Below are 21,966 nucleotides of genomic sequence, written 5' to 3'. Positions count from 1 at the left end.
AGGGCTAGGCCGTCGTCGGCGGTTGCCCGGCGACGCCCACGGCTCGACCGTGCTCGAGGTGGGCAAGGAGCGCCCCCAGGACGTCGCCCAGGCGGGCGCGAATCGACGGATCGGCGACGTGGCCATCCGCGCCGATGGCATTCCTGGTCACGGGGATGTGGGCGCAGGCGGGCTCGACGACGACAGCACCGACGTAGCCGAGCACTTTGCGAAGCGACTCGTAGGCGTCGGCCGCACCCGTGGGGGAGGCGGAGGCGTTGACCCACGCCACTGGCTTGCCATAGATCTCGCCGCCTCCGACGGTCCAGTCCAACAGGTTCTTGAACGACCCGGGAAGCCCTCCCGCGTACTCCGGAGTCGAGAGCAGGACCGCATCCGCACTCGCGATCCGGGCCCGAAGGTCGGCCACGGCGGGGTGTAGCAGCGAGACGTCGTGGTCCGGATTGAAATGAGGAAGCTCGTCGAGGCCGTCGTAGAGCACGGTCGCGAGGCGCGGAGGTGCGACAGCCTTACTGGTGCGGAGCAGTGCCGTGTTGGTCGAGCCATTGCGCAGACTCCCGGAGATCAGCAGGACTTGACGCAACCTGTCCGTGCCCTCGGCTCCACCGGCCGGGTCGAGCTCGCCACAGAGATCCGTCCACCCCGCCCCCGGTTCCGCCCGCCACTGGACCCGACGATGCTTAGGTCCACGGCTCAGCGTGAGCCGACCACACGAACACGTCTGTACGTCCCACGGGTGGAGGGAGTCCACGACATCCCCGCACACGTCGCACCGGGCGGGTCGCCCCGTCACGACGCAGCTGCCGCCGTCAACGCGCTCACGCCCCGGCGGGGGGCGATGATGTCGTCGATGATGCCGTAGGCCCGAGCTTCCTCCGCCGTCATGTAGAAGTCCCGGTCGATGTCGCGTTCGACCCGCTCGATCGGCTGGTGGGTGTGGTGGGCGAGGATCTCGGCCATGCGCTTGGTGGTGGCCAGCGCCTCCTGGAGCTGGATCTCCATGTCGCGCGGCGCTCCTCGGGCCCCGGCCGACCCCTGGTGGATCATGACCTTGGAGTTCGGCAGGGCAGAGCGCTTGCCGACGGCACCGCCGGCGAGGATCATCGCCGCCGCCGACATGCCCATGCCGACGCAGATGGTTGCCACGTCGCAGTGGACGTGCTGCATCACGTCGTAGATCGCCATCCCGGCGTAGGCGAGACCGCCGGGCGAGTTGATGTACAGATAGATGTCCTTGTCGGGGTTCTCGGCGTCGAGGTAGAGGATCTCGGCGATCAGGAGGTTGGCGATCTGGTCGTCCACCTCCTGACCGAGGAAGACGATCCGTTCCCGGAGCAGAAGCGAGTAGATGTCGAACGCTCGCTCGCCGCGTGGTCCGCTGTCGACGACAGTCGGTATCAGGGAGTGGTACGACGCCATGATCACCTCACGTCCTGGGCCGACCTCCCGGGCCGGCGTCGCTCTCGGGCCTGCCGGCGGTTTCACCGACGGTTGATACCATACATGCGATATCAAAGGAGAGTTATCATCTTTGACATGGAAGGACGTCGTCCGGCGGCGTACGGATCGACCGTTGGCGAGCGCACCGTTGGCGAGGGCACCCTTGGCTGAGCGGCGCCACGATCGCTACCTGCCCGGCTTCGGCGAGATGGCCCGTCGTCGGCGGGCGCTGGCCGAGTCGCTGGTGGCGAGGCGGCAGGAGGTGGGGATGTCCCAGACCGAGGTTGCGGCCCGCATGGGCACATCACAATCGGCCGTGGCCCGCCTCGAGTCGGGCCAGGGTGACGTCCGCCTCTCGAGCCTCGAGCGCTACGCCGCCGCCGTCGACCAGGTCATCGACTGGCGTCTCGGCGCGCCCGACGAGCACGGCGCCGGTCGGGGCGACGGTCCCGCATCGGGCCGAGCAGGCGAGCCGTGACGGGGCCGTCTCCCTCCGAGGGGTCTCACCTGTCGGCCGAGCGGGCGCTGCTCGACCGGAGGATCATCCTCCTCAGCGGCACAATCGACGCGGCACGGGCCAGCGACGCAGCGGCCACCGTCATGACCTTGGACGCCCTCGGCGACGACCCGGTCGAGCTGCGCCTGAACGCCGAGTCCGACTCGCTGGACGTCGCCTTCATCCTCATCGACACCATCGATGTCCTCGGCGTCGAGGTCAACGCCACGGTCGCCAGCACCGTCGGCGGCACCATCGCGGGCGTGCTCGCCGTCTGCGCCCACCGGCGCATCGGCGCCCTCGGGCGCATCCACCTGCGAGAGCCGACCGCCGAGCTCTCGGGGGCGGCGACCGACCTCCACCGGCGGGCGACCGATCTCGAGACCCGGGTGAGGAGCTATCTGCACCGCCTGGCCGAGGCGACCGGCCAGCCCTTCGAGCACGTCGAGGCGGACGTGCGCCTCGCTCGACACCTGTCTGCGGAGGACGCGTGCAGCTACGGCATCGTCGACGAGATCGTCCGACCGTAGCCTCGGGAGCGGAAGTCGCCCCGATCGAGCTCCCCCGCACGGGGGACCCGGGACGGCCGCCACGACGGCGCCCGCCCGCCACCCGACCGACCGTGCGCCTCTAGCCCCGGGCTCCCTCGCCGTCCGGGGGGCGCAGATCGATGCGCAGCGTAAGGATCCCGTCGTCGAGCGTCCCGTCGGCGTCGCCGATCATGGCGAAGTCCATGAAGTCGCGTTGGGCCTGCTCGGCGAAGCGTCGGCGCTCGGCGCCCTCGACGGGCGGAAGGCCCCGGCTGCGCACTGCCGCGGCCCGCTGCCGAAAACGCTCTATCATGGCTCCAACGTCAAGCTCCTCGGGCATCGCGCCAGACCCTAGCGAGTTTCCTGGGCGGCTCCGGGGGAGCTTGATCGCAAGGGTGGCGGGGTACACTGTCGCCACAGCACCTGTCGACACTTGGGAGCGGCTCGTGAAGAAGGGACGTCACCGGCGCTTCGAAGAGGCACGCACGTTGAAGCTCGGACAGCAGGGTCAACTCACGGTGCGTGACGCGGATGGCGCTGCAGAGCAGTGCCCGGAGTGCGGAGCCGACCCTCGGCAGGGCCACGCGTCGTGGTGTCTGGCCGAGGCCGAGGAGCTCGACGAGGAAGGCTGACTCCGTCGGTCCGCGCCCCGCGGCCGGCACATCCGATGCTCAGCGGCGGCGAACGGCGGGGTGGGGCACCGGTACAGCCGGGTAGGCGCTGCCGTTGAAGTAGCGGTCAGTGAGGTAGCGGCTCACGCGATCGTAGGGATCCCGCCCGACGAGGGCGATGAGCTCGTCGCGCAGCGTGCGGAACACTGGCTCGGCGCCGACGAAGGCATCCGGAGCCTCGGTGCACCACCAGTGGAACTCGGCCCCGCCGGCGCCCCAGTGCCGGCGCTCCCACTGCCCGACGGTCGTCGTCACGTGCCCGTCGTCGCTGGCGTCGTCCTCGAGTCGCAATGGCAGCTGCCAGCACACGTTGGGTTTCAGGTCCATCGGGGACCGGTGCTGCTCCAGGGCGGCGAGGTGGAGGGCACAGCCGGCGCCCCCTGCGAACTCGGGCCGGTTCAAGAAGATGCAGGCCCCGTCGACGATCCTCGTCGCCAGGTCGCCCGACCTGGTGCGCTTGAGCGGACCAGACCGCGCTCGATGGGCGAGCTGCCACTGGTCTGGTCCAAGCGTGGCCGCCACCCGCTCCACGCGGGCTGCGTCCTCGTCGTCGGTGAAGTGGGCGCCGTAGGAGCAGCAGCCTTGGCCCAGCTCGGGAGCGGCCGCTGTGAGGACGCCCTGGCAGCCGCGACCGAAGATGCAGCTCCACGAGCTCAGGAGGAACGTGACGTCGAACACCCACGTCCGGTCCTCGTCGGGATCCTCGAAGCTCACCCACTCGTGCACGTCATCGGGCTGCTTGCCGTTGCGTCGCGACCGCGCCATCACGGCAACGGTAGTCGTGCCCGTGGCCGCCGGGGCGGTATCTACCGCGGTTTTCCGCGACGGTCAGTCGGACAGCTGGCCGAGTGAGCCGAGCTGGCCGGCGGTCGGCTCTGCACAGCAGAACCACGGCTCGGTCAGGCGGGGTCGTTCCGCTCCCGATCGGGCGCCAACGAGCGCCGTCATGTCGTCGGCGCCGTTGTCGGTGTCGCCCGTGCGCTCGCCGTGACTTCGACCGTTCACGGCCTCGTTGACAGCGCGCCGGATGCGCAGATACGTGGTCCCCGCTGCCTCGCCGTCGGCAGCCGCCCGCTCGGCGATGGACGCCAGCTCGGCCTGGAGCGCGTCCACCCCGGCGTCGGGAGATCGCCACGTGTAACTCAGGAGATCGGGGTCGTAGGGGCCGAGTGGCAACTCGGCGTCACGCAGGATCAGGGAGCCCTGGGGTACGAGGAGCCGGATGCTGTACTGGACCGGGTCGACGTTGGGCACGAGGTCGTGGCGGGCGACGAAGTCCACGATGTCCGCCACGTCCTGCACCGATGTCCAAGGCGTGAAGGGCAGCCACGACGGACGGGGCTCGATCCCGTGAGCCCGCACGATCTGGATGGCGGCGGAGGAGTCGGCGGCCGTGTGGCCTTTGTCCAGGCGGGCCAGGATCTCGTCGTTCACAGACTCGAACGCCGACACCACGAACAGGCACCCGGCGGCCGCCATCTCCTCCCAGATCTGGTGGTGCGCAAGGATGTGCTCCACCTTGGTCGTGCAGTCGAAAGTGAGCTGCGGGAAGCGGTCGTGGATCGCCCGCACCACCCTGAGCGAGTGATGCGGGCCGTTCAGGAAGTCGGGGTCGCCGAATGTGATGTGCCGCGCGCCCATGTCCACCAGGTCGGCGACGTCGGCGACGATCACGTCCTCCCCGACGAGGCGGGTGCGGCCGTCATAGACGACCGGCACGGGGCAGTGGCGACAACGGTGCGCGCAGCCGTGGCTGGCCTCCACGTACCCGACCTGGCGCTCCTCACCGTCGACGGCCAGGCGGGCGTAGCGATCGAGCGGGGGGAGTAGATGACGGGCGGGCGCCGAGAACCGGCCCCTCCCCAGCTCCACGGTGACCGGGCTGGCGCCGGGGCGGCCTTCATCACCAACCTGAGCGACCCAGGCGAGGAGGGCCGGCTCGTACTCGCCGGCGATCGCCCGGTCAACGAGGGCGGCGACATCGGGGTCGCCGGCCATGGGGGCGTAGAGGCCGTAGAAGCACAGAGGCAGCTCGGGACGGCGCTGTCGCATCGCGGTGGCGGCGGCCAGAGCCAGCCGCATGGCGGTGTGCATGGGCACCGAGAAGGCCACCGCGTCGGCCCAGTCCACCGCCTCGGGCCCCAGCTCGTCCCACCGCTGCACCGACAGATCCAGACAGCGCACCTCGTGGCCGGCCCCCGCCAGCGCTGCCGCGGGGGAGGCGACGTGGAGAGGCTGATGACCAAGCTCGTAGGTCGACATGACCAGCACTCTCACTCTGGCCACGCTAATCGTCGTCCTGGTCGTCTTCGACGACCCGTACGTCGAGGTGGGCGTGGGCCCGGCGCAGGCTGGCCTCGACCTCTTCGGGCGTATCGCCCTTGGCGAACAGGAAGCCGAGGTACCGGTCGCCTTCGGGAAGCGGACGAACCAGTCGGCCCGGCGCGATCGAGATGTCCAGCTCGGTGATGCCCTGTACCTGGCGGGCCTCGTTCTGACCGGTCACCGTCTCGAGGCGGCCTCGGGCGGGGATCGGGAGCATCATCACCCCCGCCGCCCGACGCTCCCGGGCGAGGCCCTCGAGGGGCTCGCGCAGGGCGTGGGCCACGATCAGCCGCTCGAGGCTGAGGCCGACCCCGAAGGACAGCGAGCGTGAGCACAGGCCCCCGATCGAGCGGGCCGCCACCTCGATCAGCCAGGTCGCCGTTCCATCGGTCCGCAGCTCGACGTGGACCGGACCCTCGACCAGGCCCATGGCGGCGCAGGCGGCGGCCGCCGTCCGCTCCACGGCCGCCGTGGCCGCCGCCGGCAGCCGGGACGGCGTGACGTAGATCGTCTCCTCGAAGTAGGGCCCCTCGAGCGGATCCGGCTTGTCGAACACGGCCAGCGTCTCCAGCACTCCGTCCCTGAGCAGGCCCTCGACAGCCACCTCGGCACCGGCCACGTAGGCCTCCACCAGGAGCGGACCGGCGGGGTCCTCGCCGGCGGCGGCCGCGATGGCCCTCACCCGGTCACCGGCGAGCTTGGCTCCCGGCGGGTCGTCCGCCCTGATGACGCCGCGGCTTGCAGACAGGGACGTCGGCTTGATCACGCACGGAAAGCCCACCGTTGCGGCCGCGTCGCCGACGTCGTCGTTGGGGCCGACGCTGGTGTACCGAGGCTGCGGCACGCCGGCCTCAGCCAGGGTGTCCCGCATGGCCAGCTTGTTCCTCGTAGCCATGACCGCCGTCGGAGGGTTGTGAGGGAGGTCCAGCTGGCCGGCAGCCAGCGCCGCGGCCAGGACCCCCTGGTCGTCGACGGCCACGATGCCGTCGATCCGGCGTGTGCGGGAGGCGGCGACGATGGATGCCGCGGCCGCTTCCGGGCGCCGCAGGTCGATCTGGAGGAACCGGTCCTTCATCGTCTCGGCCAGCACCTGGCGGCGTTCCGAGGCCACGACCACCTCGGCGCCGACCTCGGCGGCAGCGTCGAGAAAGTCGGTCGCCCGGTAGGTGGCTGTGGGAAGGATCAGGAGAAGACGAGCCACGGACCTATCATGGAGGATATGAGCTCGCAGCAGACTCCTGAGTTCCAGCCCGTGCTGAAGGTGAGCGATCGGGCTCGTGGGATGGTGCTCGACGTCCGGTCGTCGGAGACCGACGGCGATCGCCTCGCTCTCTGGCTGGAGGTCAACGGGGTCACGGGCTCCAACTACACCTACGACATGTACTTCGAGGCGGCGGCGGACGCCGGTCCGGACGATCTGGTGCAACACGACGACGATCTCACGGTCGTGATTCCCGAGGCCAGCGTGGAGAAGGTCCGCGGGGCCACCCTCGACGTGAGTGGCGCCGGCGAGGACGCGGGGATGGTGATCATCAACCCCAACTCCCCGCCTCCGACGGGTAGCCCGGCCATGGGTGACCGGCCGCCGGCCGACCTGAGCGGCGACGTGGCGCAGCGGGTGGTCGCCGTCCTCGACAGCCAGATCAATCCCAGCATCGCCGCCCACGGGGGCCGGGCCGATCTGGTGGCCGTCGAGGATGCCACTGCCTACCTCCGCCTGAGCGGCGGCTGCCAGGGATGCGGTCTCGCCAAGGTGACGCTCAGCCAGGGCATCGAGGTGGCGATCATTGACGCCATTCCCGAGGTGGCATCGGTGGTCGACGTCACGGACCACGCCAGCGGCGACAACCCGTACTTCGAGCCGGCCAAGAAGTAACAAGAGGGTCAAAACGAAGCACGCCGGTCGCCGCGCAGTACGCGGTACGTGCCGGGGTCCTACTCTTTGCCGGTGGATCTGTCGGCGGTCAGACGCCACCCCGTCGTCACCCTGCTAGGGCTCCTGCTCGCCATCGTCTCGGCTGCGCTGCCGGGGGCGCAGTTCGCGTCTGCGGCTGCTCCGGCCCCGACCCCGGCGGCTCCCGCCCCTCCGCCGGCTGCGCTGCCCCCGCCGGGCACTCCCGGCCTGGCCCCTCCGCTCGGGCCGAGAGCCTGGGTCGTGGTCGACGCCGACACGGGCAACGTGGTGAACGCCGCCGACGACCACACGCCCATGCGGCCCGCCAGCATCAGCAAGGTGCTGACCGCCATCATCGCGGCCCGGCAGCTGCCCCCGAACGCCGTGGTGCCGGTGAGCCCCGTGGCGGCAGGAACCGAGTCGGTGAACCTGGGCATGAAGGTGGGTCAGGTCTGGACGTTCACCGACACCCTCCACGCCATGCTCATGCTGTCGGCCAACGACGCGGCCACGGCGCTGGCCGAGCGGGTCAGCGGGTCACGGGAGGCGTTCGCGGTCGAGATGGACCGCACCGCAGCCGCCCTGCACCTCGTCGACCACCCCGTCATGCGCGACCCCGCCGGGCTCGACGACCAGTTCTCCGTCGGCGGGGGGAACCTCGTCTCCGCCTACGACCTGGCCATCATCGCCCGGACCGCCCTGGCGATCCCCGCCATCAGCCAGATCGTGGACCTGCCCGAGTATCGGTTCACCGCGCCCGACGGGGTGGTCCACGTGATCCGCAATGTCGATGAGGGCCTGGCCCGGTACCCGGGTGCGATCGGCGTCAAGACCGGCTACACGAAGGCGGCGGGGAACACATTCATGGCCGCTGCGACCCGCAACGGGCGAACGATGGTGGCAGTCGTCCTCCAGTCGCCGGACATCTACCGTTCGGCGAGCGCCCTCCTCGACCAGGGCTTTGCCACACCGGTCGCCAGCGAGTCGAAGGTCGACCACCTGCCCGCCGCGTCGACGTCGGTCCCCGCGCCCGTCAACGTCACGACGCCTCAGCCGGTCGCCCGCCGGACGAGCGGGCTCGCCGCGGCTCCGGGCCAGGATGTCGGGCTGCTCGGCGGGTGGCTTCGCGGCACTGCTGTCGGGGTGGCCGCGACCCTTCTCGTGCTGGGCACCGTCGCCGTGGTGCTCCGCCGTCGGGCCGTCCGCCGGCGCCGGTCCCGCTTCGGGTCGCTGACGAGGCGCCGCTACTAACCTGCGTCGGTGGCCGCGTTGCTGGTGGGCGCTTGTGCCGCGAGCGGGCTGGGCGCCGGGTCGCTCGTGCGCCGCGGCCGTCCGTACACCGAGCTGTCGACGGCGGCCCTGTTCGCGGCGGCAGCCGTGCGGTTCGGTCTCACTCCAGTCCTGCCCGCCTACTGCCTTTTCTTCGCGGTCCTGGTGACCGTGGCCGCAGTCGACGTGGAGCACCGGATGATCCCGAACCGCGTCCTGCGGCCCGGCCTGGTCCTGACGGTGGTGCTGCTCGGCGGGGCGGCGATCGTCGACGGCGCCGGTCGGGCGGCGCTCGACGCCGTCGCCGGCGGCGCCCTGGCCTTCATCGCCCTGCTCGTTGTGCATCTGGTCCAGCCCCGGGGCCTGGGGTTCGGCGACGTCCGGCTGGCCGGTTTCATCGGCATCTACCTGGGCTGGCTCGGCCTCTCCCACGTCGCCGTGGGATTGGTGCTCGGCTTCGTGCTGGCGACGGTCGCCGGGTTGGTCCTGATGGTGGCAACGGGCGGCGGCTTCAGGGCGCGGCTGCCGTTCGCGCCGTTTCTCGGTGCCGGCGCCGTGCTCGCCGTGCTCTGGGGCGGTCCGCTCGTCCGCGCCTGGTCGGGCTGACCGCCACGGCCCAGCACGGCCCAGCACGGCCCAGCACGGCCCAGCCCGGGGCGCCAAAGCCGCACAGCAGCACGGCCGATCGTGGGGACCCGCCGGTACATTGGACTTCGTGCTGCGCTTCCTCACCGCTGGTGAGTCCCATGGACAGGCGCTCGTCGTCGTCGTCGAGGGGCTTCCGGCCGGCTTGCCCATCACCGTGGAAGAGGTGCAGGGCGAGCTGGCCCGGCGACGGCTCGGGTACGGCCGGGGCCCCCGGATGCGGTTCGAGGCGGACGAGGTGACCCTGCTCGGGGGCATCCGCCACGGTCGGACGCTGGGGTCGCCCGTGGCCATCGTGATCGCCAACACGGAGTGGCCGAAGTGGTCGGAGGAGATGTCGCCTGCACCGGGCGCGCCGTCGAGGGTGCTGACCCAACCCAGGCCCGGCCATGCCGACCTGGCCGGCATGCAGAAGTACGGCTTCGACGACGCCCGCGATGTCCTCGAACGAGCGTCGGCGCGCGAGACGGCCGCCCGTGTCGCCGCCGGCACCTGCGCCAAGGCGTTGCTGGCCCAGCTCGGCGTCGAGGTCCTCAGCCACGTGGTGGCCGTCGGGTCGGTGGAGGCGGGAGCCGGCGCCCGCCCCGAGCCCGGTGATCTTCCACGCATCGACGCCTCACCGCTGCGGTGCTTCGATCCCGAGGTCGAGCAGGCCATGGTGGCCGAGGTCAAGGCGGCGGCCAAAGTCGGCGACTCGCTGGGGGGTGAGGCCGAGATCCTCGCGTACGGCGTCCCCGTCGGGCTCGGGAGCCATGTCCACTGGGACCGCAAGCTCGACGGTCTCCTGGCTCAGGCGCTCATGAGCATCCAGGCGGTCAAGTCCGTCGGCCTCGGGGACGGCGCCGACCTGGCGGGCCGCCGCGGCTCGGAGGCGCACGACGCCATCTCCTGGGATGCCGATGCGGGCGCCTATAGACGCGAGACCACCCGGGCCGGCGGAGTGGAAGGCGGCATGTCCACCGGCGGTCTCCTCGTGGCCAGGGTGGCCATGAAGCCGCTGGCCACGCTCAACCGGCCCGTGCTCAAGACCGTCGACGTCGTCTCGAAGGAAGAGACGCTGTCGTTCAAGGAGCGCACCGACGTCACCGCGGTGCCCGCCATGGGCGTGGTGGCCGAGACCATGGTGGCGCTGACCTTGGCGGCGGAGGCCCTGCGGAAGTTCGGCGGCGACTCGCTGGACGAGGTGCGGCGCAACCGGGACGCCTACGTGGCCAGCCTGGGGGAGTCAGTGTCGGAGGTCGGTGCCGGGGATGGCTGAGCACGTCTTCGTCGTGGGGATGATGGGATCCGGGAAGACGACGATCGGTCGGCTCCTCGCAGAGCGGTTGGGATGGCGTCATCTCGACAGCGACGAGCAGGTCGGCAGGGACACCGGGCAGACCGTTCCCGAGATCTTCGCCCGGCGGGGCGAGCCTGCCTTTCGAGCGGCCGAGGCGCACGCCCTGGCCGCCGCCGCTGCCGCGGACACGCCGACGGTGGTGTCGGTGGCGGGCGGCGCCGTCCTCGATCCCGACAACCGCCAGGTGCTGCGCCGCGGTGGTGTGGTCGTCTGGCTGCGGGCCCGGGTGGAGACGCTGGCCAAGCGGGTCGGCGACGGTGCCGGGCGACCGTTGCTCGGCGACGACCCCGCCGACGCGATCCGCCGCTTGTACGCCGAGCGGCGCCCCGTCTACCAGGAGCTGGCCGACGTCGTCGTGGACGTCGATGGCGTCGACGCCCGGACCGTGGCCGAGCGGGTGCTGGCCGCCCTGTCGCTGGACACGCGTCCGTGATCCGCATCCCGGTCGCCCTCGGGGACCGGTCCTACGAGGTGCTGGTCGGTCACGGCGCGCGTCACCGACTGCTCGAGGTCCTCCCTGCCGGTGTCGCCCGGGCTGCGGTGGTCACCCAGGCGGACGTCGACGTGGCCGTCGATCCTGGTGTGGAGTGGCGGTCGTTCCTGATCGGAGAGGGGGAGCGGGCCAAGAGCCTCGCCACCGTCGAGGAGCTGTGTCGGGGCTTCGCCCGTTGGGGGCTCACGCGCGCCGATGTCGTCGTGGCCGTCGGCGGCGGGGTGGTCACCGACGTGGCCGGCTTCGCCGCCGCGACCTACCACCGCGGCGTCCCCGTGGTGCACGTGGCCACGACCCTGCTGGCTCAGGTGGACGCCGCCATCGGCGGCAAGACCGGTGTGAACATCCCCGAGGGCAAGAACCTGGTCGGCGCCTTCTGGCAGCCCGCCGCCGTCCTGTGCGACACCGAGGTGCTCGAGTCGCTTCCCCCGCGTGAATACCAGAGCGGGCTCGGTGAGATGGCCAAGTACTCGTTCCTCGGCGCCGAGGGGCTCGCCGACCTGCCCCTCGCCGAGCGCGTGGCCCGCTGCGTGGAGATCAAGGCCGAGGTCGTCGCAGCAGACGAGAAGGAAGCGGGCGGCCGAGCCGTGCTCAACTACGGCCACACCCTGGCCCATGCGCTCGAGGCGCTCGCCCTCGACATCGGGGCGGATCTCCGCCACGGTGAGGCCGTCGGCATAGGACTGGTCTTCGCCGCCCTGCTGGCGCGCCGGCTGGGGAGGATCGACGACGAGCGGGTGGCCGACCACCGGCGGGTGGTGGAGGGGTACGGCCTCCCGGCCGAGCTCCCCGCCGGGGCTGACGCGAGCCGGCTGATCGACCTCATGGCGAGGGACAAGAAGGCCACCAGCGGCTTGACCTTCGTCCTCGACGGCGTACGCGGCCTCGAGGTCGTCCGGGGCGTGGAGCGCTCCGATGTGCGTGCGGCCCTGGCCGGCATGGACAAGGTGGGGGGCGGGGCGCGATGACGACGCCCCTTGTCGTCTTGCTGTCGGGGCCCAACCTCGACCTGCTCGGTCAGCGCCAACCCGAGGTCTACGGATCGGCCACACTGGCCGAGCACGTCGGCACAGCCGAGGCCGCGGCGAAGCGCCACGGACTGGTCCTGGAGCACACCCAGTCCAACCACGAGGGTGTGCTCGTCGACGCCGTCCACGAGGCGCGAGGCCGGGCTGAGGCGATCGTCATCAACGCCGGCGCCCTGACCCACTACGCCTGGTCGTTGCACGACGCGCTGGCCAGCTTCGACGGGGTGGTCGTCGAGCTGCACCTGTCGAATCCCAACGCCCGGGAGTCCTGGCGCCACGTCTCGGTCGTGGCGCCTGTCGCCGACGGCTCCATCGTCGGTTTCGGCGGGCTCGGCTACGAGCTCGCGGTCGACGCCGTGGCCCGGATCCTGGCCGCCCGTTCCCATGCCGGTGCCGGATGACGGGGCCGCGCCTAGAGTCGGAGTCGTGTTCGACGAGAGGTGGAAGCGCGTGACGACCGATACCGCCGCCATGCCTGCGATGGACGTGGCCGCCCGCCTTCCCCGGCTGCGGGAGCGGCTCGTCGACGCCGGTTGCGACGCGCTGGTCGTCACGAACCTTTCCAACCTCGGGTACCTGACCGGCTTCACCGGCTCGGCCGGCATCCTCCTCGTCACGCCGGGAGACGCCGTCCTGGTCACCGACGGCCGGTACCAGACCCAGTCCCACGAGCAGCTGGCCGCCGCGGCAGTGGACGCCCGCATCGAGATCGGGGGGGTGGCGGGCCAGCTGGAGGCCCTCGCCTCCGGCGCTCGGGGGCTGGGGCGGGTGGGACTCGAGGCGACCGACGTCACCTGGTCCCGGCAGCGCCGGTTCGGCGCCGAGGTGTTCACCGAGGCCGAGCTGGTGCCGACCGAGGGCGTGGTGGAGGGCTTCCGCCGGGTGAAGGACCCCGGAGAGCTGGCCCGCATGGAGGCGGCGGCCGACATCGCCGACGCCGCCCTGGCGGAGGTGAGGCGCCTGCTGCCGGAGCGGGTGACCGAGGCCGACCTGGCGCTGGAGCTCGACTTCGCCATGCGCCGTCTCGGCGCTGCCGGCAGCTCCTTCGACACGATCGTGGCCGCCGGGCCCAACGGCGCCAAGCCGCACGCCCGGCCCTCGCCCCGGCCGATCGACGAGGGCGAGCTGGTGGTGATCGACTTCGGCGCCATCGTCGACGGCTACTGCTCGGACATGACGAGGACGCTGTGGGTGGGGGACCTCGGGTCAGGCGTCGCCGGCCGCATGGTCGAGGTCGTGGCCGCCAGCCAGGCCGCGGGGGTGCAGGCGGTGCGGGCGGGCGCGTCGTGCGCCGAGGTCGACGAGGCCTGTCGGGACGTGATCGCCGAGGCCGGTTGGGCCGATGCCTTCCTGCACTCGACCGGCCACGGCGTCGGGCTCGACATCCACGAGGCTCCGTGGGTCGCGTCGACGTCCACTGATACCCTCGAAGCGTCCTCGGTCGTCACCGTCGAGCCCGGCGTGTACCTGCCCGAGACGGGCGGGGTCCGCATCGAGGACACCGTCGTCGTCACCCCCGATGGGTGCCGAGCACTGACCAAGGCGCCCAAGGATCTCATCGCCACATGACCGTATCGACCAACGACCTCAAGAACGGCATGACCCTCGACCTCTCCGAGGGGCTGTTCTCTGTGGTCGAGTTCCAGCACGTGAAGCCGGGGAAAGGCGGCGCGTTCGTGCGGACCAAGCTGAAGAACGTTCGCACCGGGGCGGTGCTGGAGCGGAGCTTCCGCGCCGACGAGAAGGTCGAGCAGGCGGTCATCGACAAGCGCGAGATGCAGTACCTGTACCGCGACGGCGAGCAGTACGTGTTCATGGACACCGCCTCCTACGATCAGCTCCATGTGGAGGCGCCTGCCCTGGGTGACTCGGCCCGCTTCATCAAGGAGGGGGACTCGGCGGTCCTCTCGCTCTACGACGGCGAGATCGTCGGGGTCGACCTGCCGGCGGCGGTCGAGCTGACGGTGTCCGAGACCGACCCGGGCCTGCAGGGTGACCGGGTCTCGGGAGCGCGCAAGCCGGCGACGCTCGAGACGGGGATCGTCATCTCGGTGCCCCTGTTCGTCAACCCCGGCGACCGTGTCAAGGTCGACACCCGCTCCGGCGAGTACCTCACCCGAGCCCAGTAGCCGTGCAATGAGTGTCGGCACCCGCCGCGCGGAGCGCGAGCGGGCCTTGTCGCTCCTCTACGAGGCCGAGGCCAAGGACCTGCGCGCCCCCGCGCTCCTGGCCCAGCTCCCCGTGTCTCCCGAGCCGTTCGTCGTGGACCTGGTGACCGGTGTGGACGGCAACCGCGACCGCATCGACGAGCTCATCAGCCGGCACGCCATCGACTGGACGCTCGAGCGGATGCCCGCCGTCGATCGCAACATCCTGCGCCTCGGAGCCTACGAGCTGCTCGAGCGGCCCGACGTGCCACTGGGAGCGGTGATCTCCGAGGCGGTCGAGTTGGCCAAGCGGTACTCCACCGACGAGTCGGGGCGGTTCGTCAACGGCATGCTGGCGAGCATCGCCGCCGAGACTCGTCCGTCGACAACCTCCGACTGATAAGCTCCCGTTCTGACCGTGAAGTGGGTCCCGTGAGGCCCGCACGGACAGTGGAGGAAGGCCCTTGGCCGAGCGAGAGCGGCATCTGACGCCCCCCAGGAGGGGCGTTTTTGTTGCCCGGGCCCAGGTGATGACGGCGGCCGACGTGCATCGGGCGCTGACGCGCATCGCCCACGAGGTCATCGAGCGCAACCGGGGCCTCGAGCGCGTTGCCCTCATCGGGCTCCAGACCGGTGGGGCGCCGCTGGCCCGCCGGCTGGCTGCCATCCTCGAGGAGATCCAGGGGACCGCGGTGCCGATGGGCAGTCTCGACGTGGCCTTCTACCGCGACGACATCGGGCTGCGCCCGGTGCTGCCCGAGGCGGTGACGAGCATCGACTTCGAGGTGTCGGGCCGGGTCGTCGTGATGGTCGACGACGTCCTCTTCACGGGGCGCACCGTCCGGGCCGCGCTGAACGCGCTGAACGACTACGGCCGGGCTCGGGCCGTGCAGCTGGCAGTGATGGTCGACCGGGGCCATCGCGAGCTGCCCATCCGCCCCGACTACGTCGGCAAGAACCTTCCCACCCGTCGTGACGAGCTCGTCGACGTGAGCGACGAGGGCGTGGTCATCGGGGACCTGGTGGGCCGGTGACTGGGCCGGTGACGACCGCCCGCCATCTCCTCTCGGTCGCCGATCTCGGCCGGGACGGGATCGAGGAGGTGATGCGGGTCACCGACTCGTTCGTCGAGGTCGGCCAGCGCGCCATCCCCAAGGTGCCGGCGCTGCGGGGCAAGACGGTCGTGTCGCTCTTCTGCGAGGACTCGACCCGGACCCGGCTGTCGTTCGAGACCGCAGCCCGGCGGCTCTCGGCCGACATCATGAACTTCTCGGCGTCGTCGTCCTCGTTGAGCAAGGGCGAGTCCCTCCGCGACACGGTCGAGACGATCGACGCCATGGGCGTGCATGCGCTCGTGGTCCGCCACGCCTCCGCCGGCGTGCCCTGGCAGGTGGCCTCGTGGGCATCGGCAGCGGTGATCAACGCCGGGGACGGGTGGCACGAGCACCCCACGCAAGCCCTCCTGGACTGTTACACGATCCGTCAGAGCCTCGGGTCCGACCGGGCCTTCGAGGGCCTCCGCGTCGCCATCGTCGGTGACGTGAAGCACAGCCGGGTGGCGCGCTCGAACATCATCGCCTTCTCGGCGCTCGGCGCCGAGGTCACGGTCGTGGCACCCCCGACGCTGCTGCCCCCGTCGCTCTCCGGATGGCCGGTCGTGGCGAGCCACGATCTGGACACCGTGCTGCCCAAGTCCGACGTGGTGTACCTGCTGCGGCTCCAGACCGAGCGGGCCACCGAGTCGCTCCTTCCGTCGGTGCGGGAGTACACCGCCGGCTACGGGCTGACCAGGGCGCGGGGCCGCCTGCTCACCGAGCGGGCCCTCGTCATGCACCCCGGACCGATGAACCGCGGCGTCGAGATCGCCGCCGAGCTGGCCGCCCTGCCCAACTCCCTTGTCACTCGCCAGGTCGCCAATGGCGTCGCCGTCCGCATGGCGGTGCTGTTCCTGCTCCTGGGCTCGGGGGCGGACCTTGGGGCGTGAGCTCGTGGTCCGCGGGGGCCTGGTGGTCGACGCGACCGGCCAGCGGCGGGTCGATGTTGCCGTGGCCGACGGCGCCGTCGTGGCTGTCGAACCCCAGCTCGAGCCGTCATCGGATGCCGTGGTGCTCGACGCCGGCGGCTGCGTCGTGGCGCCGGGGCTGGTGGACCTCCACACCCACCTGCGCGAGCCCGGCCGGGAGGAAGCCGAGCGGGTCGAGAGCGGCGCCCGCGCCGCCGCCCTGGGCGGCTACACAGCCGTGGTCGCCATGCCCAACACCGAGCCGCCGATCGACTCCGTCGCCGTGGTTCGTCAGGTCCTCGATCTCGGGGCGACGGCGGCGGCCGACGTCGCCGTGGCCGGCGCCATCACCGTGGGCCGCGACGGCGAGCGGCTCGCCCCGTTGGCGGAGATGGCCGCCCTCGGCGTGCGCCTCTTCACCGACGACGGTACGGGCGTGCAGGACGCCCGGCTCATGCGGCGGGCCCTCGAGTACGCCTCGGCGCTCGACGTCGTGCTGGCCCAGCACTGCGAGGAGGCCAGGCTGGCTGCCGGCGGACAGATGCACGAGGGCGAATGGTCCAGCCGCCTTGGCGTGCCCGGCATCCCCGCCGCCGCCGAGGAGCTCATGGTCCATCGCGACATCAGCCTGGCCCGGCTCACCGGTGGCCGCATGCATTTCCTCCATCTGTCCACTGCCGCCTCGGTGGCGATGGTGGAGGCGGCCAAGGCGGAGGGCCTGCCCGTCTCGGCCGAGGCGGCCCCTCACCACCTCTGCCTGACCGACGCCGAGCTGGCCGGCTACGACCCGTTGTTCAAGGTGAACCCGCCGCTGCGCGGCCCTTCGGACGTGGCCGCGGTGCGCGCCGGGCTCGCCAGTGGCGCCCTCGACGCCATCGCCACCGACCACGCCCCCCACCCCCAGGAGGCCAAGGAGGCTCCCTTCGACGCCGCCCCGCCGGGCATGATCGGCCTGGAGACGGCCCTGGCGGTGGCCCTGACCGAGCTCGAGGACTGCATGCCCATCGGGGCCATCCTCGCCCTGCTGTCCTGGCGGCCGGCCCGGATCGCCGGACTCTCGACCGAGCACGGCGGCCCCGTGGTGACGGGGGCGTCGGCCAACCTGTGTGTGATCGACCCGCGCGCCACCTGGGTCGTGGACCCCGCCGCGATGGCCAGCCGGAGCCGCAACACGCCGTTCGCCGGGCGCCGCCTTACCGGGCGCGTGCGCCACACCGTGTACCACGGCGAGCCCGTGGTCATGGATGGGGAGGCCCAGCGGTGAGCGACGCCCTTCTCGTGCTGGCCGACGGCGCCGTGTTCGAGGGCGAGGCCATCGGCGCTGCCCTGCCGGACGGCGTGGCGACCGGCGAGGTGGTGTTCAACACCGTCATGAGCGGCTACCAGGAGGTCATCACAGACCCTTCGTACGCCGGTCAGGTGATCGCCTTCACCTATCCCCACATCGGCAACTACGGCGTGACTCCCGACGACGACGAGAGCCGGCGGCCGTGGTGCCGAGGCATCGTCGTGCGCGACCTGGCATCCCGGCCCAGCAGCTGGCGCTCCGTCGAAAGCCTGGGCGACTTCCTGCAGCGGCACGGCGTCCCCGGGATCGCCGGCGTCGACACCCGGCGGCTCACGCGCCACATCCGAGAGGCCGGCGCGCTGCCGTGCGCCTTCGGCCCGGCCGACGAGCAGACGCTGTTGGCGGCGGCGAAGGCCGAGCCCGGCACCGAGGGCGTCGATCTGGCGACTGCGGTGAGCACCCCCCGGCCCTATCGCGTCGGTGACGGGCCGCTGCGCGTCGTGGCCTACGACTTCGGCGTCAAGCGGGCCATGCTCCGCCGCCTCGGGACCATGGCCCGCGTGGACGTGGTCCCGGCCACGACCCCGGCCGAGGAGGTGCTGGCCGACCGGCCCGACGGCGTCCTGGTCTCGAACGGGCCGGGGGATCCGGCGGCGCTCGGCTACGCGGTCGACACCATCGCCGCGCTCCTCGGGCAGGTACCGGTGTTCGGCATCTGCCTCGGTCATCAGCTGCTTGCCACCGCCCTGGGCGGGAAGACGTACAAGATGGCCTTCGGGCATCACGGCGGCAACCACCCCGTGCGCCGCATCGAGTCCGAGGCGGTCGAGATCACGAGCCAGAACCACAACTACGCGGTGGCCGACGGCTCCGTCTCGGGTGCCGACGTCACCCACGTCAACCTCAACGACGGGGTCGTCGAGGGACTGCGCAGCCGGGACGTGGCCGCCTTCGGAGTGCAGTACCACCCAGAGGCAGGTCCGGGGCCGCACGACGCCGGTTACCTGTTCGAGGAGTTCCGCCTCCTCATGGAGGGGGCGCGCTGATGCCCCGTCGCGACGATCTGTCGTCCATCCTCGTCATCGGGTCGGGTCCCATCGTCATCGGCCAGGCGTGCGAGTTCGACTACTCGGGCACCCAGGCCTGTCGCGTCCTTGTCGAAGAGGGCTACCGGGTCGTGCTGGCCAATTCGAACCCGGCCACGATCATGACCGATCCGGAGTTCGCCGACCGCACGTACGTGGAGCCGCTGGACGTCGACGTGCTGGCCGCGATCATCGAGCGCGAGCGCCCCGACGCCGTCCTCGGCACCCTGGGTGGCCAGACGGCGCTCAACCTGGCCGTGGGCCTCGTCGAACGGGGGGTGCTCGAGCGCTTCGGTGTCGAGCTGATCGGCGCCAGCGCCGAGGCCATCCACACCGCCGAGGACCGTGAGCGCTTCAAGGCGGCGATGACCGAGATCGGCCTGTCCGTCCCGCCATCGGGATTCGCCTACAACTTCGAGGAAGCGCTCGGTGTGGCCCAGGAGATCGGCTTCCCGCTCATCGTGCGCCCCTCGTTCATCCTGGGGGGAGCCGGCACGGGCATCGCCCACGACCCGGACAGCTTCCGCGCCCTGGCCCGCACCGCCCTCGCCACCAGCCCCATCTCGGAGATCCTCATCGAGCGCTCCATCGCCGGTTGGAAGGAGTACGAGCTCGAGGTCATGCGCGACAGAGTCGACAACTGCGTGGTCGTGTGCTCGATCGAGAACCTCGATCCCATGGGCGTCCACACCGGGGACTCGATCACGGTGGCGCCGATCCAGACGCTGGCCGACGTCGAGTACCAGCGGATGCGCGACGCAGCCTTCGCGTGCATCCGTCGCATCGGGGTCGAGACCGGCGGCTCCAACATCCAGTTCGCCGTCGATCCCGAGCGCGGCGACATGGTGGTGATCGAGATGAACCCGCGCGTGTCCCGCTCGAGCGCGTTGGCCTCCAAGGCGACCGGGTTTCCCATCGCAAAGATCGCGGCCCGGTTGGCCGTCGGCTACACGCTGGACGAGATCGCCAACGACATCACGCGCGAGACACCCGCCAGCTTCGAGCCCACCATCGACTACGTCGTGACAAAGGTCCCGCGCTGGGCGTTCGAGAAGTTCCCCGGGATCCCCGACGCCCTGGGGGCCAGCATGCAGTCGGTGGGCGAGGCCATGGCCATCGGCCGCACCTTCCCCGAGTCCCTGCAGAAGGCCCTCCGTTCCCTCGAGCACGGCCGTTGGGGCCTGAACTGCGACCCAGGCGAGACTGCCCTCGACTCGCTGTCTGACGACGAGCTCGTGCGGCGGGCGTCGGTGGCGACTCCGGATCGGCCCTTCCAACTGGAGGCGGCCCTGCGCCGCGGGATCGGCGGCGATCGCCTGGCCTCGGCTACCGGGGTCGACCACTGGTTCCTCGGCCAGATCGGGCGCATCGTGGACGAGCGGGAGCGCCTGGCTGGCGGCAACGTCCGGGACATGAGCCGGAGCGACTGGCGGCGGGCCAAGCGCCTGGGGTTCGGGGACGCGCAGCTGGCGCGCCTGCTCGTCTCGACGGAAGATGCCGTCCGCCGAGCCCGCCTCGCCGCCGGCGTGCGACCCACCTTCAAGACCGTCGACACCTGTGGCGCCGAGTTCGAGGCGGCGACGCCGTACCACTACTCGACCTACGAGGACGAGGACGAGGTCCGACCCAGTCGCCGACCGACGGTGATCGTGCTCGGGTCGGGACCCAACCGCATCGGCCAGGGGATCGAGTTCGACTACTGCTGCGTGCAGGCGAGCTTCGCCCTGCGCCAGGCGGGCTACGAGACCGTCATGGTCAACTCCAACCCCGAGACCGTCTCGACGGACTACGACACCAGCGATCGCCTCTACTTCGAGCCTGTGGGAGAGGAGGAGGTGCGCAACGTCATCGACGCCGAGCACTCGGCCGCCGAGGCGGGCGGCCGCGTCGTCGGGGTGATCGTGGGCCTTGGCGGGCAGACCCCTCTCAAGCTGGCTGGTCGGCTCCCCCGTCATCTGGTGCTGGGCACGAGCCCGGACGCCATCGACCTGGCCGAGGACCGGGAGCGGTGGAGCGCGCTGTGCGCCCGCCTGGAGATCCCCCAGCCGGCGGGGGCGACCGCGACGTCGGTCGACGAGGCCCTGGCCGTGCTCGGGCGGATCGGCTACCCGGCCCTGCTGCGCCCCAGCTACGTGCTCGGGGGCCGGGCCATGGAGATCGTCTACGACGAGCCGGGCCTGCGGCAGGCGATGGCTGCCCTGGCCCCGTTCGGGGGTACGGGCGCCGCCGGCTCCCTCGGGCGCGAGGGCGGCCTGTCGGCCGAGCGGCCTGTGCTCGTGGATCGGTTCCTCGAAGATGCCATCGAGGTGGACGTCGACGCCGTGCGCGACCGCGTTGGCGAGACCGTGATCGGCGCCGTGATGGAGCACGTCGAGGAGGCGGGCGTGCACTCCGGCGACTCGGCGTGTGTGATCCCGCCGCCAACCTTGCCCGCGTCCACCTTGGAGGTGATCGAGAGTTACACCCGGGCCATCGCTGACGCTCTCGATGTTCGGGGGCCGATCAACGTCCAGTACGCGGTCAAGCAGGGGCAGGTGTTCGTTATCGAGGCGAACCCGCGGGCCAGCCGGACAGTGCCGTTCGTGGCCAAGGCCACCGGCGTGCCCCTCGCCAAGGTTGCCGCCCGGGTGATCCTGGGGGCCACGCTTGCCGAGCTGCGGGCAGAGGGAATGCTGGGATCGCCGGGCGGCGGCGATCGCGTCAGCGTGAAGGAAGCGGTGCTGCCCTTCGGACGGTTCCCGGACGTCGACACGCTGCTGGGACCAGAGATGCGCTCGACCGGAGAGGTGATGGGCGTCGACCGGACCTTCGGCCTCGCCTTCGCCAAGAGCCAGATGGCGGCCGGAGCGCGCCTCCCGGACGCCGGCGCCGTGTTCCTCTCACTGGCCGATCGCGACAAGTCGACCGGCCTCGGCGCCGCCGTCCGCTTCGTCGAGCTCGGCTTCTCGCTCGCTGCCACCGGCGGGACGGCAGCGTACCTCGAGGAGCACGGCGTGCCCGTGGAGACAGTGGTGGCCAAGGTGGGGGAGGCGAGGCGCAGAGGCGATGACGAGGGCGTCGATGCCATCGAGCTCATCGCCAGCGGCAAGGTCAAGCTGGTGGTGAACACCCCTCGCGGTCGCGGACCACGCGCCGACGGCGCTCACATCCGTACCGCGGCCAGCGTGCACGGCGTGCCCTGCCTGACCACGGTGGCGGCGGCGCGCGCCGCGGCCGCCGGGATCGCCGACTGGGCCGGCCACCCGTTGACGGTGCGGTCGCTGCAGGAGCTGCACCAGGGCGACCAGCTGCGGCTGCCCCTGTGAGACGGACAT

The 21,966-nt window shown here is 71.4% G+C and carries 24 protein-coding genes; 18 read left to right on the top strand and 6 right to left on the bottom strand.

Annotated features, from left to right (window positions below):
- Positions 1 to 4: 4 nt before the first annotated feature.
- Together VGF64_04575 and VGF64_04570 are read right to left on the bottom strand one after the other, a co-directional pair.
- Complete coding sequence (locus VGF64_04575; protein ID HEY1634010.1) at positions 5 to 751, bottom strand: NADPH-dependent FMN reductase; 747 nt, start codon at positions 749 to 751, stop codon at positions 5 to 7.
- Between the two features lie 38 nt (positions 752 to 789).
- Positions 790 to 1,419: an ATP-dependent Clp protease proteolytic subunit gene (locus tag VGF64_04570; protein ID HEY1634009.1), complete on the bottom strand. Its 630-nt coding sequence runs from the start codon at positions 1,417 to 1,419 to the stop codon at positions 790 to 792.
- A gap of 112 nt (positions 1,420 to 1,531) precedes the next feature.
- On the opposite strand from VGF64_04570, the gene VGF64_04565 reads away from it, so the two are divergent.
- Both VGF64_04565 and VGF64_04560 read left to right on the top strand, forming a co-directional pair.
- Entirely contained in the window at positions 1,532 to 1,918 is a 387-nt protein-coding gene (locus VGF64_04565) for a helix-turn-helix domain-containing protein (GenBank protein ID HEY1634008.1), read from the top strand.
- Positions 1,915 to 2,466, top strand: coding sequence for an ATP-dependent Clp protease proteolytic subunit (locus VGF64_04560; protein HEY1634007.1), 552 nt, complete (start codon positions 1,915 to 1,917; stop codon positions 2,464 to 2,466). Before VGF64_04565 ends, VGF64_04560 begins: the two co-directional genes overlap by 4 nt.
- Before the next feature lie 100 nt (positions 2,467 to 2,566).
- Here VGF64_04560 and VGF64_04555 read toward each other — a convergent pair whose 3' ends face one another.
- A complete protein-coding gene (locus tag VGF64_04555; GenBank protein ID HEY1634006.1) occupies positions 2,567 to 2,806 on the bottom strand; it encodes a hypothetical protein in 240 nt (79 codons plus the stop codon).
- Between the two features lie 106 nt (positions 2,807 to 2,912).
- Between VGF64_04555 and VGF64_04550 the strand changes: the two genes are divergently transcribed.
- Entirely contained in the window at positions 2,913 to 3,098 is a 186-nt protein-coding gene (locus VGF64_04550) for a hypothetical protein (GenBank protein ID HEY1634005.1), read from the top strand.
- Between the two features lie 39 nt (positions 3,099 to 3,137).
- On the opposite strand, the gene VGF64_04545 is transcribed toward VGF64_04550, so the two are convergent.
- The 3 genes from VGF64_04545 to VGF64_04535 all read right to left on the bottom strand — a co-directional run bounded on the left by VGF64_04545 (position 3,138) and on the right by VGF64_04535 (position 6,663).
- The gene (locus tag VGF64_04545) at positions 3,138 to 3,902 is read right to left on the bottom strand and encodes a hypothetical protein (GenBank protein HEY1634004.1); all 765 of its coding nucleotides are present in this window, start codon (positions 3,900 to 3,902) and stop codon (positions 3,138 to 3,140) included.
- A 63-nt stretch (positions 3,903 to 3,965) separates the two neighbouring features.
- Positions 3,966 to 5,414 (bottom strand): CUAEP/CCAEP-tail radical SAM protein, encoded by a 1,449-nt coding sequence (locus VGF64_04540; GenBank protein HEY1634003.1) that lies wholly within the window; start codon positions 5,412 to 5,414, stop codon positions 3,966 to 3,968.
- A gap of 10 nt (positions 5,415 to 5,424) precedes the next feature.
- On the bottom strand, positions 5,425 to 6,663 hold the full coding sequence (locus VGF64_04535; GenBank protein ID HEY1634002.1) for an ATP-grasp domain-containing protein: 1,239 nt from the start codon (positions 6,661 to 6,663) through the stop codon (positions 5,425 to 5,427).
- A gap of 18 nt (positions 6,664 to 6,681) precedes the next feature.
- Here VGF64_04535 and VGF64_04530 point away from each other — a divergent pair, with 18 nt between their 5' ends.
- The 15 genes from VGF64_04530 to carB all read left to right on the top strand — a co-directional run bounded on the left by VGF64_04530 (position 6,682) and on the right by carB (position 21,957).
- Positions 6,682 to 7,338 carry a NifU family protein gene (locus VGF64_04530; protein HEY1634001.1) on the top strand — a complete coding sequence of 219 codons (657 nt, stop codon included), beginning with the start codon at positions 6,682 to 6,684 and terminating at the stop codon, positions 7,336 to 7,338.
- Between the two features lie 72 nt (positions 7,339 to 7,410).
- Positions 7,411 to 8,607, top strand: coding sequence for a serine hydrolase (locus VGF64_04525; protein HEY1634000.1), 1,197 nt, complete (start codon positions 7,411 to 7,413; stop codon positions 8,605 to 8,607).
- Positions 8,608 to 8,616: 9 nt separating this feature from the next.
- Entirely contained in the window at positions 8,617 to 9,231 is a 615-nt protein-coding gene (locus tag VGF64_04520) for an A24 family peptidase (GenBank protein ID HEY1633999.1), read from the top strand.
- A 109-nt stretch (positions 9,232 to 9,340) separates the two neighbouring features.
- Positions 9,341 to 10,528, top strand: coding sequence for a chorismate synthase (gene aroC / locus VGF64_04515; GenBank protein ID HEY1633998.1), 1,188 nt, complete (start codon positions 9,341 to 9,343; stop codon positions 10,526 to 10,528).
- Positions 10,521 to 11,042: a shikimate kinase gene (locus VGF64_04510; GenBank protein ID HEY1633997.1), complete on the top strand. Its 522-nt coding sequence runs from the start codon at positions 10,521 to 10,523 to the stop codon at positions 11,040 to 11,042. The genes aroC and VGF64_04510 overlap by 8 nt, the downstream gene beginning before the upstream one ends.
- On the top strand, positions 11,039 to 12,070 hold the full coding sequence (locus tag VGF64_04505) for a 3-dehydroquinate synthase family protein (protein HEY1633996.1): 1,032 nt from the start codon (positions 11,039 to 11,041) through the stop codon (positions 12,068 to 12,070). The genes VGF64_04510 and VGF64_04505 overlap by 4 nt, the downstream gene beginning before the upstream one ends.
- A complete protein-coding gene (locus tag VGF64_04500; protein ID HEY1633995.1) occupies positions 12,067 to 12,531 on the top strand; it encodes a type II 3-dehydroquinate dehydratase in 465 nt (154 codons plus the stop codon). The genes VGF64_04505 and VGF64_04500 overlap by 4 nt, the downstream gene beginning before the upstream one ends.
- A gap of 25 nt (positions 12,532 to 12,556) precedes the next feature.
- Complete coding sequence (locus VGF64_04495; GenBank protein HEY1633994.1) at positions 12,557 to 13,699, top strand: Xaa-Pro peptidase family protein; 1,143 nt, start codon at positions 12,557 to 12,559, stop codon at positions 13,697 to 13,699.
- A complete protein-coding gene (gene efp, locus VGF64_04490; protein ID HEY1633993.1) occupies positions 13,696 to 14,259 on the top strand; it encodes an elongation factor P in 564 nt (187 codons plus the stop codon). The genes VGF64_04495 and efp overlap by 4 nt, the downstream gene beginning before the upstream one ends.
- 7 nt (positions 14,260 to 14,266) lie before the next feature.
- A complete protein-coding gene (gene nusB / locus VGF64_04485; GenBank protein ID HEY1633992.1) occupies positions 14,267 to 14,677 on the top strand; it encodes a transcription antitermination factor NusB in 411 nt (136 codons plus the stop codon).
- A gap of 130 nt (positions 14,678 to 14,807) precedes the next feature.
- Entirely contained in the window at positions 14,808 to 15,311 is a 504-nt protein-coding gene (gene pyrR, locus VGF64_04480) for a bifunctional pyr operon transcriptional regulator/uracil phosphoribosyltransferase PyrR (GenBank protein HEY1633991.1), read from the top strand.
- Positions 15,308 to 16,261, top strand: coding sequence for an aspartate carbamoyltransferase catalytic subunit (locus VGF64_04475; GenBank protein ID HEY1633990.1), 954 nt, complete (start codon positions 15,308 to 15,310; stop codon positions 16,259 to 16,261). The genes pyrR and VGF64_04475 overlap by 4 nt, the downstream gene beginning before the upstream one ends.
- Positions 16,251 to 17,543, top strand: coding sequence for a dihydroorotase (pyrC, locus tag VGF64_04470; protein HEY1633989.1), 1,293 nt, complete (start codon positions 16,251 to 16,253; stop codon positions 17,541 to 17,543). The genes VGF64_04475 and pyrC overlap by 11 nt, the downstream gene beginning before the upstream one ends.
- The gene (gene carA / locus VGF64_04465; GenBank protein ID HEY1633988.1) at positions 17,540 to 18,613 is read left to right on the top strand and encodes a glutamine-hydrolyzing carbamoyl-phosphate synthase small subunit; all 1,074 of its coding nucleotides are present in this window, start codon (positions 17,540 to 17,542) and stop codon (positions 18,611 to 18,613) included. Before pyrC ends, carA begins: the two co-directional genes overlap by 4 nt.
- A complete protein-coding gene (carB, locus tag VGF64_04460; GenBank protein ID HEY1633987.1) occupies positions 18,613 to 21,957 on the top strand; it encodes a carbamoyl-phosphate synthase large subunit in 3,345 nt (1,114 codons plus the stop codon). Before carA ends, carB begins: the two co-directional genes overlap by 1 nt.
- Positions 21,958 to 21,966: the final 9 nt, after the last annotated feature.

Source organism: Acidimicrobiales bacterium, assembly GCA_036491125.1.
Lineage (GTDB): Bacteria > Actinomycetota > Acidimicrobiia > Acidimicrobiales > AC-9 > AC-9.
The sequence above is the reverse complement of the archived record's forward strand: the minus strand, read 5'-3'. Positions and strand labels throughout refer to the sequence as shown.

Excerpts from the sequence above, each read along its gene's own strand:
- VGF64_04570 (HEY1634009.1), bottom strand. The coding sequence starts at position 1,419 with ATGGCGTCGTACCACTCCCTGATACCGACTGTCGTCGACAGCGGACCA.
- VGF64_04555 (HEY1634006.1), bottom strand. The coding sequence starts at position 2,806 with ATGCCCGAGGAGCTTGACGTTGGAGCCATGATAGAGCGTTTTCGGCAG.
- VGF64_04545 (HEY1634004.1), bottom strand. The coding sequence starts at position 3,902 with ATGGCGCGGTCGCGACGCAACGGCAAGCAGCCCGATGACGTGCACGAG.
- VGF64_04530 (HEY1634001.1), top strand. The coding sequence starts at position 6,682 with ATGAGCTCGCAGCAGACTCCTGAGTTCCAGCCCGTGCTGAAGGTGAGC.
- VGF64_04510 (HEY1633997.1), top strand. The coding sequence starts at position 10,521 with ATGGCTGAGCACGTCTTCGTCGTGGGGATGATGGGATCCGGGAAGACG.
- VGF64_04500 (HEY1633995.1), top strand. The coding sequence starts at position 12,067 with ATGACGACGCCCCTTGTCGTCTTGCTGTCGGGGCCCAACCTCGACCTG.
- efp (HEY1633993.1), top strand. The coding sequence starts at position 13,696 with ATGACCGTATCGACCAACGACCTCAAGAACGGCATGACCCTCGACCTC.
- nusB (HEY1633992.1), top strand. The coding sequence starts at position 14,267 with ATGAGTGTCGGCACCCGCCGCGCGGAGCGCGAGCGGGCCTTGTCGCTC.
- pyrR (HEY1633991.1), top strand. The coding sequence starts at position 14,808 with ATGACGGCGGCCGACGTGCATCGGGCGCTGACGCGCATCGCCCACGAG.
- carB (HEY1633987.1), top strand. The coding sequence starts at position 18,613 with ATGCCCCGTCGCGACGATCTGTCGTCCATCCTCGTCATCGGGTCGGGT.